Here is a 12,089-nt window from a genome sequence, read left to right on the forward strand (position 1 = left end):
TATTCATCTGACTATGGCATCCCTGATTGCACGCGATTGCCGGTGGACTGCTCGAACAATGACACCCTGTCCGCATCGATCGCGAAACGCACCGACTGCCCGGCTACCAGCGGCCGCGCATCGTGCACGATGGCGGACAATGCCTGGCCGGCGCAGTCGAGCCACACCACCTGGTGATTGCCCATCGGCTCGACCAGCGTGACGCTGGCCTGCAGCGGGCCATGCTCGTCGATCCGGAGATGTTCGGGGCGCGCGGCCAGCGTCACGGCGCCCGCCGCGACGGGGCGCGCCAGTTGCAGCGTGACCGAGCCGGCGCCGGCACTGAAACGCCCGGCCGCATCGATACTGCCGTCAATGAAATTCATCGACGGCGAACCGAGAAAGCCCGCCACGAAGCGGTTTGCCGGCGTTTCGTACACCTCGGCCGGCGTACCGATCTGCTGGATGCGGCCACCCTGCATGACGACGATGCGCGTGGCCAGCGTCATCGCCTCGGCCTGGTCGTGCGTCACGTAGATCATCGTCGATCCCAGGCGCTGGTGCAGCAGCTTGAGTTCGCGCCGCAGTTCGGCGCGCAGCTTGGCGTCCAGGTTCGACAGCGGCTCATCGAACAGGTACACGCCCGCTTCGCGCACGAGCGCGCGCCCGATCGCGACGCGCTGGCGCTGGCCGCCCGAGAGCTGCGCCGGCTTGCGATCGAGCAGGGCGCCCAGCTGCAGCATCTCGGCCGTGTGGCGCACGCGGCGCGTTACTTCCGCTTTCGGCGTGCCGGCGATGCGCAAGCCGAACGACATGTTCTTCTCGACCGTCATCGTCGGATACAGCGCGTACGACTGAAACACCATGCCGATCCCGCGCTCGCTCGGATCGGCGTGGCTCATGTCGCGCCCGCCGATTTCGATGGCGCCGCCCGAGACATCGATCAGGCCCGCGATGCTGTGCAACAGCGTGGACTTGCCGCAGCCCGATGGGCCGAGCAGCACGAGAAATTCGCCCGGTGCGATCTCCAGATCGAGGTCGCGGATGATCTCGTTATTGCCGCGGGTGATGCACAGTTTGCGCAGATGGACATTCGACATGGGGGTCAGCCTTTCACGGCGCCGGCGGCGATACCGCGCACAAACCAGCGTCCGGAGATGAAGTAGATCACCAGCGGCACGGCGGCCGTCAGGATGGTGGCAGCCATGTTCACGTTGTACATGCGGGTGCCGGTGGTGGTGTTGATCACGTTATTGAGCTGCACCGTCATCGGCAGGTTCTCGCGGCCGGCGAACACCAGCCCCAGGATGTAATCGTTCCAGACGCCCGTGACCTGCATGATCGCAGCGACCACGATGATCGGCAGCGACATCGGCAGCATCACCTGCAGGAAGATGCGCCAGAAGCCGCCGCCATCGATGCGCGCGGCCTGGAACAACTCGTGCGGCACCGACGCATAGTAATTCCGGAACAACAGCGTCATGAGCGGCATGCCGAAGATGACGTGCACGACGACGATCGCCGGCAGCGAGCCGAAGACGCCGGCATGCGCCATCATCCACACCAGCGGATAAATCATGACCTGCACCGGAATGAAGGCGCCGGCCAGCAGCACGCCAAACAGCAGGTTTGCACCACGCGGGCGCCAGAACGACAGCGCATAACCGTTGATCGCGCCAAGCAGGATCGGGATCACGGTGCTGGGTACGGCGATCGCCACCGAATTCCAGAAGCCCTGGCTGACCGCGCCCCAGGCTGCGCGCCACGGGTCCAGCGTGGCTACGCCGGGCAGGGCGAACACATTGCCCATCCTGATCTCGTCCATCGGCTTGAACGACGTGATGACCATGACGTACAGCGGCAGCAAAAAGAACAGCGCTGCGCTCAGCAAAAAAGCGTAGATGCCGATGCGGGCCGGCGAGAGTCGCGCTGTCATGCGTGCCCTCCGCTCAGGCGCGCGCGGCGGCTGCGCGCATACGCATACGGTGCGAGCAGGGCCAGCACCGGCACCAGCAGCGTCACGGCGCCCGCCGATGCCAGGCCGATGTTCGAGCGCAGGAACAGGTGGTCCATGATGAACTTGGCCGGCACTTCGCTGGCGATGCCGGGCCCGCCCTGCGTCATCGCGACGACGGCGTCGAACAGCTTGACGACGGCGGTCGAGAGCAGCAGGAACACGGTCGCCACGGTGGGGCCGAGCATCGGCAGCACGATCTGCAGGTACACGCGCCAGGCCGGAATGCCATCCAGGCGCGCAGCCTTGTAAATCTCGGGATCGATACCGCGCAGGCCGGCCAGCATCAGCGCCATGACCAGGCCCGAGGCCTGCCACACGGTGGCGATGACGACGGTGTAGATCACCAGGTCCTGATGCACGATCCAGTCGAATGAAAAACCGGGAAAGCCCAGCTGACGCACGGCGCCTTCGATGCCGCTGCCAGGCGCCAGCAGCCATTGCCACACCAGACCGGTGGCGATGAACGACATCGCATATGGATACAGGAACACGGTGCGCAGCAGGCCTTCACCCTTGACGTTCTGGTCGATGAACACGGCCAGCAAAAAACCGATAACCATGCAGGCGACGATGAACACCGCGCCGTAGATGGCCAGGTTATGGAGCGACAGCAACCAGCGCTCGTTGTCGAACAGGCGCACGTACTGCGCCACGCCGATGAATTTATCGGACGGGAAGGTGCGCGAGGCGGTGAACGACGTGCGCAGGGTCCACAGCGCGCCGCCGACGTAGGCCAGCAGCACCGTCAGCGCCATCGGCAGCAGGGCGATATGGGGACTGAGGTGCCGGGAGAGTCGGGATGCGTGCATGGCGTCAGTACTTCAAGGCGCGGGCAATGCTGCGCTGGACCTTCTCGACGCGCGTGTCCATATTCCAGTACGCGGTCAGGATGTCCTGCATTGCCCCGTTCTGGTCGGGCGTCAGATAGACCTCGGTCACGCCGACCTGGCGCGTGCGGTCCTTGATGATGGCCACGCCCTTTTGCGCGCACAGATCGAGCTCATTGGACTGGGCATCCAGGCGCACGGGGATCGAGCCTTTCAGCTTGCTGAAGGCGATCTGCAATGCAGGCTGCGAGACGACTTGCGCCAGCAGTTGCTGGGCCTTGATGGCGTCCGGCTTGTCGGTGCGCGGGAAAACAAAGACGTCGCCCTGCATCAGGTACGGCGTGTCGGGCTTGAGGCCGGCGATGCAGCCATAGTGCTGGCCGGGTAGCTGACCGGCGTTGGTGAATTCGCCCTTGGCCCAGTCGCCCATCACCTGGAAGCCCGCACGGCCACTGATAACCAGCGCGGTGGCGTCATTCCAGTTGCGGCCCGGCGCGCCGGGATCGACGTACGACTTCATGCGCTTGAAGGCCAGCAGCACGTCGCGAAAGGCGGGCGAGAGGATCGTGGCCTGGTCACGGTCGCGGATCACTTTCAGGTACAGATCGCGTCCGCCGATATTGGCGAGTAAAGCCGAGAACAGCACGGTCTCCTGCCACGACTGGCCACCATGGGCGAGGGGGATGAGACCTGCGGCCTTGAGCTTGTCGAGCGCGGCGAAAAGTTCCGGCATGCTCGCCGGTTCACGCGTGATACCGGCCTTCTTGAAGGCCGCTTTCGAGTACCAGATCCACGTCTGCATGTGGATATTGAGCGGTACCGCGTAGTAGTGGCCATCGTGCTTGATGACGTCGATCAGCGGCTCGGGCAGGATGCGGTCCCAGTCCTGGGCCTTGGCAACGGCGTCGACGTTGTTGAGCATATTCTGCTCGATGACGTCGGTGAACTGCCTGGAGGTGTTGAACTGCGCAGCGGTCGGTGGATTGCCGCCGATGATGCGGTTGATGGTGACGGCGCGCGACTGGTCGCCGCCCGCGATGGCGCTGTCGACCCACACGCCGCCAGCATCGCGAAACGCCTGGGCGACCTGCTTGACGGCGTTCGATTCGCCGCCGGAGGTCCACCAGTGGATGACTTCTGCTTTCGGTGCGGCCGCACTGGCTGGCGCGCTACCGAGCACGATACTCAGCGCACCTGCAGCGGCGCACAACCATGCGCAGGCTGCTGCCAGGTTGCGGGATTTGACCATCTTGTCTCCGTTCAGTGCCATGTTTTTTTGGCACGTTGGAAACGTTACCATTGGCTTTGCCCGACTATAGCATCGGGTCAATTGACGGTCAAACTAAACTTGTGGATTGTAATGTGGAGCGACGTTCTGTCAGGGGCAAAGTACGCAAGTCCGAAATCAAGCAGCGGTCGAAGCGGAAAAAACGCACATGGTTTTCGTCATCGTGTAGAGTAATAGTTAATATTTCAGGCAAGTGAAAATCTGGTTGCAATGCTTGCAGATGGCGCGACGCTTCGGAGGCATGTTGAGAAATTCGAAAATATTTCCACGTGAACCGCACCCCTTGATCGATGTTGATCGAGCAGGCTTGTCTGCCTGCCACGCCGGCGCAACATCAGTCGCGCTGGACAACGTGCATGGCAGCAACCCATGAGTCGCCCGACTATTTTACTTGTCGACGATGAGCCCGCCAATCTGGCCATGATGCGCAAGGTGCTCAGCGATGACTACACCTTGGTGTTTGCCCGCAACGGCGCCGAAACGATGGCAGCGCTGCACAAGCATCGCCCGGCCATGGTGTTGCTGGACATCGGCCTGCCCGACATCAACGGCTACGACCTCTGCCTTAAAATCAAGCAGAGCGATACGACCGGGACCATCCAGGTCATCTTCGTGACGGCGTACGCCGACCCCGTGAACGAAGCCGCCGGGTTTTTTGCGGGCGGGGTCGACTACATCACGAAACCCGTGTCGCCCCCGATCGTACGCGCGCGCGTTGCCAGTCATTTATCTCAGGTGCGCGCGGAACTGCTGGCCAGGAGTTACCGGGAGGCGATCTCGATGCTGGGCCAGGCGGGGCATTTCAACGATACCGATACCGGTGCGCATATCTGGCGCATGGCCGCCTACGCAAAGGCGCTTGCCAAAGGAGCAGGGTGGAGCATCGAAGACAGCGAGCAGCTCGAACTGGCCGCGCCGATGCATGACACCGGCAAGATAGGCATCCCCCAGTCCATCCTGCGCAAACCCGGTCCACTGGACGACGCCGAGTGGGCCATCATGAAAACCCACCCACAGATCGGCTACGACATTCTGAGCAAAAGTGCCGCGCAGGTGTTCCAGCTCGCCGCCGAGGTGGCGTTGTACCACCATGAGAAGTGGGATGGCAGCGGCTATCCGGCTGGACTGGCCGGCGAGGCCATTCCCCAATCAGCGCGCCTGGTGACGCTTGCCGATGTGTTCGATGCCCTGAGCATCAAGCGCCCGTACAAGGAAGCCTGGCCTGTCGACAAAATCGTGGCGTATGTGGATAGCCGCTCAGGGACGGATTTCGATCCGGCGCTGGTAGACGTGTTTCACAGGACGTTGCCCAAGTTGCTCGACATCCAGCAGATGTGGGATGCGCGGGATAGCGAGCTGCACCTTGGTCAGGGATGATCCAGAAAAAGCCCAACCGGAAGGATGGCTTTTTAAAGTGATGACAAGAATGCATGGTGAGCCCTCACAGAAGATGGCATTGAAGCTGAATCGCATTTGTCGGACTTTTGCTACACAGCTGCATGATAATAATGGTCAAGTGAAACTTTCCCATGAGAAATTGCGATAAGCTTGAGACCTAGTCACCACTCATATTCACGCGCTGAGATAGCTATGCCACGAGTGCCTTTTCATACCTGCTGCAATGGCAGTGTATATATACACCCACCCCCGCCTTAAATACATGCAGGGATGCCAACTGCTTGTTTCATTTCTTTTATTCTTGGCAAATGCCTGATAAACGTTCTATTTTCGCAAGAGAATAGAGTCGGCTTGTCGAACTACGTCATTCTGCTTGGAAAAAATATATCCGACAGTATGGTGTTTCTTAATTCGGAGTCATCATGTACTTTTTCAAGCAGCGTCTTGGTCGGCAACTGACAATCGCTTTTGCGACTCTCGTCTCAATTATTGTGGCCATATCTGCGCTGGCAGTATTCAGCTTGAGTGAAGCCCAGTCCAACTTTGACGGTTTTGTTGGTGATGAGTTCAACCGAGGCAGTGTTGCGCGTGATGTCAGGTCGTCAGTCAGCGCAAGGGCAATCGCAGCGCGCAACCTTATTTTATTGAATGCGCCTGCCGACATCGCTGCAGAAAAGGCTGCAGTGATGGCCGCCCACGAGCGTGTAATAGACCGTATGGCGTTGCTGAAAAGATTACTTGATCTGGATAACAAAGCGACGCCAAGAGAGCATCAACTCTACGATGAATTGGTCAGTATTGAGCAGCGTTATGGCCCTATTGCACTCTCTATCGTCGAGATGGCACTAAACGGCAAGAAATCTGAAGCAACTGAAAAAATGAATGCCGAGTGCCAGCCACTATTAAAGAAGCTGATCGCTACGGTGGGCGAATATGCAAAATTGATCACCAGTTCGGCAGAAGGTGAAATCCAGAAATCAGCTGAAAAATTCCGCACCAAGCGTTTGTTGCTAATCTGCGTGTCGCTGATTGCCGTTGTCACGGCGATTGCGCTTTCACGCTTGATAAAACGCAGCTTGTATCTCTCTTTGGGCGCCGATCCGCACGATTTGAGAAAAGCCGCTAATCAGGTCCGCTCCGGGGATCTGGGTATCTTGGAGGATGCAGCGACCGCGCCGGCAAACAGCGTCATGGCATCACTTGGAGAGATGCAGCAGTCATTGGCAACCATTGTGAATAGTGTCCGTCGTTCTTCCGATACGATCGAGTTCGGTTCAACAGAGATTGCTGACAGAAACAAAGATTTATCGGCGCGGACTCTGGAACAGGCAAGGCAGTTGCAGGAAAGTGCGAACGCGATGGAGAAAATCACCGGGACCATCCGGGTCAATGCCGACACCGCGGCCCGTGCCAGTGACTTGGCGTTGAGTGCGCGCGCGGCTGCCGAAAACGGCGGCTCCATGGTCGACGAAGTTGTCATCACCATGCAAAAAATCACAGCGAGCTCCAAAAAGATTGAAGACATCATTTCGGTGATTGACGGAATCGCCTTCCAGACCAACATCCTTGCGTTAAACGCCGCAGTCGAGGCGGCCCGTGCGGGTGAGCAGGGCAGGGGGTTTGCCGTCGTGGCGAGTGAGGTTCGTGCACTGGCGCAACGCAGCGCACAGGCGGCCAAGGAAATCAAGGTACTGATTATTGACAGCGTCGGCATGATCGGCTCGGGGGCGGGCATGGTATCAAACGCTGGTGAAGCAATGACCGCGATCGTCAGCGAAGTAAAGAGTGTTGCCGAGCTGATCAGCGAAATCAGCACGGCCACCCGTGAGCAGACCATGAGCATCAGCAGCGTTGGCGAGACCGTCATGGCACTGGACCAAGGCACCCAGCAAAACGCATCACTGGTCGAGCAGATGGCCGATGCCGCAGATGCCCTGAACCAGCAGGCACATAGTCTGGTGTCTGCAGTGTCATTATTTAAAGTCGCAGGGGGCAACGATATGGCCAGTGCAGGCAAGGTGCCATCCAATCGCCGACCACAGTCGCCACTGCAACTGCAAGCGGTGGCGTGACCCTATGTGACCGTGGAATGATCCGGTTCTCACGTTGATCCAGGCTACATGGCGCCCAAAAAGCAAAAAGCCCAATCCTGAGGATTGGGCTTTTTACTGAATAACTGGTGCCGGCTGCCGGTTTCGAACTGGCCACCTGATGATTACAAATCAACTGCTCTACCAAATGAGCTAAGCCGGCGTGATCTTTAGAGCAAGAATTATACGCTATTTGATCCGCGTGAGGGTCGGTCGTCCACCCTTCTTCGGTGGTTCGTCATCGCCACCCGATGGAGGCGCAGACACTTCCGTATCCGGCACCACCGGCGAATCCACGCCCTTGGACGGCACCGCCGACAGCGATGGCCCCGCAGGCGCAGTCCCCACCTCTGGCGACGATCCATCCGACGACGCAGCAGGCAATGCACCCACTTCAAACGCCATCCCCTGGCCATTCTCATTGGCGTAAATCGCCAGCACATTGTGCACAGGGATGTAGATTTCGCGCGACACGCCATTGAAGCGTGCACGGAAGTGAACTGCGTCGTTATCCATCTTCAACGCCGAAGTGGCGCCGAAGCTGATGTTCAGGATGATCTCGCCCTTGCGGACGTATTCCATCGGCACCGTCGTCGATCCATCGACCTTGACTGCGAGGTAAGGCGTAAAGCCACTGTCGGTGCACCATTCGTAGATGGCGCGCAGCAGGTAGGGTTTGGTGGAGATCTCTGACATGGTGGTATGGGCTAGCAATACAGGCAAAACGGGCGTTCGCGCCAGTCTATCGGATTCGCCTGAAGAACGTCCGATTCTGGCGCATACGGTGCGGCTGAGGACAGGGACGGCAACAAGCCCGCCCCAGGTCCATCAACGACGCATCACTTTCTCGGACGGGGTCAGCGCCTCGATGTAGGCAGGGCGCGAGAAGATGCGCTCGGCGTACTTCATCAACGGTGCAGCCGTCTTCGACAGTTCGATGCCGTAGTGGTCCAGGCGCCAGAGCAGCGGCGCGATGGCCACGTCGAGCATCGAGAACTCATCACCCAGCATGTACTTGTTCTTCAGGAACAGCGGTGCCAGCGTGGTCAGGCGGTCGCGGATTTCGGTGCGGGCCTTGTCGTGGATCTTGTCGTTCGACTTGTTGCGCTCGCTTTCCAGCGTGTGCACGTGGACGAACAGCTCTTTTTCGAAGTTGAACAGCATCAGGCGGGCACGGGCGCGCATCAGCGGGTCGGCCGGCATCAGTTGCGGATGCGGGAAGCGCTCGTCGATGTACTCGTTGATGATGTTCGATTCGTACAGGATCAGTTCGCGCTCGACCAGGATAGGCACCTGGCCGTACGGGTTCATCGTCGAAATATCTTCCGGCTTGTTGAACAGGTCGACGTCGCGCACTTCGAAGTCCATGCCCTTTTCGAACAGGACGAGGCGGCAGCGTTGGGAGAACGGGCACGTGGTGCCGGAGTAGAGAACCATCATGGTTTATAGTTCCTTAAGAAACAAAGGGGTGCAGCGCCGAGCACTCACCCCAGAGAAATGATTGCCCGTATTATAGCCAACCGGACAACGAAAGCGAATTACTTCACTTCTTTCCAGTACGATTCATTCAATCGCCAGGCCAAAAAGGCGAAAATCGTCAGGAACAGGAGCACGAATGCCCCCAGTCGCTTGCGTGTTGCCTGGGCAGGTTCGGCCATCCAGACCATGTAGGCAACCAGGTCGGCGGTGGCGGTGTTGAACTCCTGCTGGGTCATGGTGCCGGGGCTCACTTGCTCGAAGCCGGCGAAGGTGTGGACCATCTTGCCGGGCTCATGCGGATCGGGCTGCTCCGTGAACTTTGCCGTGCGGATCCCCTGCTGCAGCCACATCGCGTGCGGCATCGCGACATTCGGCACCACCATATTGTTCCAGCCGGTCGGGCGCGTCTCGTCCTGGTAGAACGTGCGCAGATAGGTGTACAGGTAGTCGGCGCCCGAGCCGCCCGGCGACGCCTTGGCGCGCGCGATCACCGACAAATCCGGCGGCACCGCGCCGAACCAGGCCTTGGCATCGTTCGGGCGCATGGCCGTGGTCATCATGTCGCCGACCTTGTCGGCAGAAAACAACAAATTTTGCCGGATCTGATCGTCTGTCAGGCCCAGGTCGCGCAGACGGTTGTAGCGCATCGACGCGGCCGAGTGGCAATTCAGACAGTGGTTGACGAACAGTTTGGCGCCGTTCTGCAGCGACGCCAGGTCGGCGCGGTCCGGGGCGCGGTCGAGCGGGAAGCTGCCTTCGGCGGCGAATGCCAGACCGGGCGCCAGGGCCAGGATGGCGATCAGTTTTTTCACAAGCAATGTCATGGGATGTCCTTGTGCGCGGGTCCGAAGGCGTCAGTGCGGGGTGAAGGTGACACGGGTCGGCACCGGCTTGAAGGTGCCCATCGTGCTCCACCACGGCATCAGGAGGAAGAACCCGAAGTACGCCAGCGTGCACACTTGCGAGATCAGCGTGAACGCGGCCGTTGGCAATTGCGTGCCCAGGTAGCCCAGCGTCACGAACACCACGGCAAACACCGCATACACCCATTTGTGCCAGTCCGGACGGTAGCGCAGCGAGCGGGCCGGCGAGTGGTCCAGCCATGGCATGCCGGCAATGATCATCACCGACGAGCCAAACAGCACCACGCCCCAGAACTTGGCGTCGAGCACTTGCGGCAGCATGCCGATGATCACCAGCAGCCCGATAACCGCAATGATTGCCTTGGTCACGAAGGCCAGGCGCGACTTGAACCAGATGAAGACGACGTAGGCCGCGACCGCTGCCATCAGCACGTACATGAAGTCGGCCGTGGTGGCGCGCAGCACCGAATAGAACGGCGTGAAGTACCAGGTCGGCGCGATGTGCGACGGGGTCTTCATCGAGTCGGCCGGCAGGAAGTTGTTGTACTCGAGGAAGTAGCCGCCCATCTCGGGCGCGAAGAACACGACCGCCGAGAACAGCAGCAGGAACACGCTCACGCCGAACAGATCCTTGGTGGTGTAGTACGGGTGCGACGGGATCGTGTCGAGCGGGTAGCCGTCCGGGCCGATGTGGTCCTTGACTTCGATGCCGTCCGGATTGTTCGAACCCACTTCGTGCAGCGCCGTCAGGTGGGCCACCACCAGGCCGATGATGACCAGGGGCAGGGCGATCACGTGGAACGCGAAGAAGCGGTTCAGCGTGGCGTCCGACACCACGTAATCGCCGCGGATCCACAGCGACAGGTCGCTGCCGATCACGGGAATCGCGCCAAACAGGTTGACGATCACCTGCGCGCCCCAGTACGACATCTGGCCCCACGGCAGCAGGTAGCCGAAGAAGGCCTCGGCCATCAGGCATAAAAAGATGCCGAAGCCGAACAGCCAGACCAGCTCGCGCGGCTTGCGGTACGAGCCGTACATGAGCCCGCGCGCCATGTGCAGGTAGACGACGATGAAGAAGGCCGAGGCGCCGGTCGAGTGCATGTAGCGCACCAGCCAGCCCCACGGTACTTCGCGCATGATGTACTCGACCGAGCCGAAGGCCAGCGCCGCGTCGGGTTTGTAGTGCATCGTGAGGAAAATGCCGGTGACGATCTGCAGCACCAGCACGAGGGCCGAGAGCGAACCGAACAGATACCAGACGTTGAAATTCTTGGGCGCGTGGTACTTGCCCCACTGATCGTTCCACAGCTTGGTGGCCGGAAAGCGGTCGTCGACCCAGGCCAGTGCCTTCTGGGCCGCCGGTGCATCGGCGGGCAGCTTTGTCTCCTTGAACGCGCCCATGTTATGCCTCGCCTTTCTCGTCTTTGCCGATCACGATCCTGCTATCGGAGAGATACATGTACGGGGGAACGTCCATATTCGTCGGCGCCGGCTTGTTCTTGAACACGCGTGCGGACAAATCAAAGGTCGAGCCATGGCACGGGCACAGGAAGCCACCGGGCCAGTTGTCGGGCAGGTTCGGCTGCGGGCCGGCCGCCAGGCGCGACGACGGCGAACAGCCAAGGTGCGAGCAGATGCCCACGGTGACCAGCACTTCCTTGTGTTCGACGCGTGAGCGGTGGGGATTCTTGCAGTATTCCGGCATGTCGAGCTGGAATATTTTTTCGGAGGCGGGGTCGGCCAGTTCGCTCTGGTCTTTTTCAAGCGTGGCCATCATGGCGGGGGTGCGGCGCAGGATCCAGACCGGCTTGCCGCGCCATTCGACGACTTTCATTTCGCCGGGGGCGACGTCGCCGATATCGACTTCAACCGGCGCGCCTGCTGCCTTGGCGCGCTCGGATGGCTGGAAGGTGCTGACCAGGGCTCCCGCCGTGGCCACGCCGACGACGCCGCCTGCGGCGCATGTCGCGACCAGCAAGCCCCGTCGACCAGGATCGACCTGCTTTTGAGTACTCATACCAACCCCACTCCGTGAATATACGAATTATAAGAATTAAGTCCGAGCTTCCAGCTTGCAAAATTATATGTGAACGGCAACACCTATAGAAAAAATATTGTCTCGCCTACACGCCTTGCGGAAATGGT

11 protein-coding genes and 1 tRNA gene are annotated in these 12,089 nt (G+C 60.1%); 2 read left to right on the forward strand and 10 right to left on the reverse strand.

Translation table 11 applies throughout. The features are described from left to right. Positions 1-11: 11 nt before the first annotated feature. The 4 genes from NX775_RS16775 to NX775_RS16790 are packed head-to-tail and all read right to left on the reverse strand — an operon-like array spanning position 12 to position 4,072. Positions 12-1,079, reverse strand: coding sequence for an ABC transporter ATP-binding protein (locus NX775_RS16775; RefSeq protein ID WP_258837041.1), 1,068 nt, complete (start codon positions 1,077-1,079; stop codon positions 12-14). A 5-nt stretch (positions 1,080-1,084) separates the two neighbouring features. Beyond that, positions 1,085-1,915 (reverse strand): carbohydrate ABC transporter permease, encoded by an 831-nt coding sequence (locus tag NX775_RS16780; protein WP_258837042.1) that lies wholly within the window; start codon positions 1,913-1,915, stop codon positions 1,085-1,087. Then, positions 1,912-2,805 carry a carbohydrate ABC transporter permease gene (locus NX775_RS16785; protein ID WP_258837043.1) on the reverse strand — a complete coding sequence of 298 codons (894 nt, stop codon included), beginning with the start codon at positions 2,803-2,805 and terminating at the stop codon, positions 1,912-1,914. Before NX775_RS16785 ends, NX775_RS16780 begins: the two co-directional genes overlap by 4 nt. 4 nt (positions 2,806-2,809) lie before the next feature. Beyond that, entirely contained in the window at positions 2,810-4,072 is a 1,263-nt protein-coding gene (locus NX775_RS16790; protein ID WP_258837044.1) for an ABC transporter substrate-binding protein, read from the reverse strand. 408 nt (positions 4,073-4,480) lie between these two features. Between NX775_RS16790 and NX775_RS16795 the strand changes: the two genes are divergently transcribed. Together NX775_RS16795 and NX775_RS16800 are read left to right on the forward strand one after the other, a co-directional pair. Continuing rightward, positions 4,481-5,488: a response regulator gene (locus tag NX775_RS16795; protein WP_258837045.1), complete on the forward strand. Its 1,008-nt coding sequence runs from the start codon at positions 4,481-4,483 to the stop codon at positions 5,486-5,488. A 443-nt stretch (positions 5,489-5,931) separates the two neighbouring features. Beyond that, positions 5,932-7,581 (forward strand): methyl-accepting chemotaxis protein, encoded by a 1,650-nt coding sequence (locus tag NX775_RS16800; RefSeq protein ID WP_258837046.1) that lies wholly within the window; start codon positions 5,932-5,934, stop codon positions 7,579-7,581. 105 nt (positions 7,582-7,686) lie between these two features. Here the strand turns inward: NX775_RS16800 and NX775_RS16805 are convergent. The 6 genes from NX775_RS16805 to petA form a co-directional block, all read right to left on the reverse strand. Then, a tRNA-Thr gene (locus NX775_RS16805) sits at positions 7,687-7,762 on the reverse strand. Positions 7,763-7,788: 26 nt separating this feature from the next. Next, positions 7,789-8,295, reverse strand: a complete 507-nt coding sequence (locus NX775_RS16810; RefSeq protein WP_258837047.1) for a ClpXP protease specificity-enhancing factor — start codon at positions 8,293-8,295, stop codon at positions 7,789-7,791. A gap of 132 nt (positions 8,296-8,427) precedes the next feature. Then, on the reverse strand, positions 8,428-9,039 hold the full coding sequence (locus tag NX775_RS16815; RefSeq protein WP_183554595.1) for a glutathione S-transferase N-terminal domain-containing protein: 612 nt from the start codon (positions 9,037-9,039) through the stop codon (positions 8,428-8,430). 98 nt (positions 9,040-9,137) lie between these two features. Continuing rightward, a complete protein-coding gene (locus tag NX775_RS16820; RefSeq protein ID WP_258837048.1) occupies positions 9,138-9,902 on the reverse strand; it encodes a cytochrome c1 in 765 nt (254 codons plus the stop codon). A 30-nt stretch (positions 9,903-9,932) separates the two neighbouring features. Further along, on the reverse strand, positions 9,933-11,345 hold the full coding sequence (locus NX775_RS16825; RefSeq protein WP_258837049.1) for a cytochrome b: 1,413 nt from the start codon (positions 11,343-11,345) through the stop codon (positions 9,933-9,935). Position 11,346: 1 nt separating this feature from the next. Continuing rightward, entirely contained in the window at positions 11,347-11,961 is a 615-nt protein-coding gene (petA, locus tag NX775_RS16830; RefSeq protein ID WP_258837050.1) for a ubiquinol-cytochrome c reductase iron-sulfur subunit, read from the reverse strand. Positions 11,962-12,089 lie beyond the last annotated feature (128 nt).

The sequence above is a fragment of the Massilia aurea genome (genome assembly GCF_024753205.1).
In the GTDB taxonomy this organism is placed as follows: Bacteria; Pseudomonadota; Gammaproteobacteria; order Burkholderiales; family Burkholderiaceae_D; genus Telluria; species Telluria aurea.

Excerpts from the sequence above, each read along its gene's own strand:
- NX775_RS16820 (WP_258837048.1), bottom strand. The coding sequence starts at position 9,902 with ATGACATTGCTTGTGAAAAAACTGATCGCCATCCTGGCCCTGGCGCCC.
- NX775_RS16825 (WP_258837049.1), bottom strand. The coding sequence starts at position 11,345 with ATGGGCGCGTTCAAGGAGACAAAGCTGCCCGCCGATGCACCGGCGGCC.
- NX775_RS16800 (WP_258837046.1), top strand. The coding sequence starts at position 5,932 with ATGTACTTTTTCAAGCAGCGTCTTGGTCGGCAACTGACAATCGCTTTT.
- NX775_RS16815 (WP_183554595.1), bottom strand. The coding sequence starts at position 9,039 with ATGATGGTTCTCTACTCCGGCACCACGTGCCCGTTCTCCCAACGCTGC.
- NX775_RS16795 (WP_258837045.1), top strand. The coding sequence starts at position 4,481 with ATGAGTCGCCCGACTATTTTACTTGTCGACGATGAGCCCGCCAATCTG.
- NX775_RS16810 (WP_258837047.1), bottom strand. The coding sequence starts at position 8,295 with ATGTCAGAGATCTCCACCAAACCCTACCTGCTGCGCGCCATCTACGAA.
- NX775_RS16780 (WP_258837042.1), bottom strand. The coding sequence starts at position 1,915 with ATGACAGCGCGACTCTCGCCGGCCCGCATCGGCATCTACGCTTTTTTG.
- NX775_RS16790 (WP_258837044.1), bottom strand. The coding sequence starts at position 4,072 with ATGGTCAAATCCCGCAACCTGGCAGCAGCCTGCGCATGGTTGTGCGCC.
- petA (WP_258837050.1), bottom strand. The coding sequence starts at position 11,961 with ATGAGTACTCAAAAGCAGGTCGATCCTGGTCGACGGGGCTTGCTGGTC.
- NX775_RS16775 (WP_258837041.1), bottom strand. The coding sequence starts at position 1,079 with ATGTCGAATGTCCATCTGCGCAAACTGTGCATCACCCGCGGCAATAAC.
- NX775_RS16785 (WP_258837043.1), bottom strand. The coding sequence starts at position 2,805 with ATGCACGCATCCCGACTCTCCCGGCACCTCAGTCCCCATATCGCCCTG.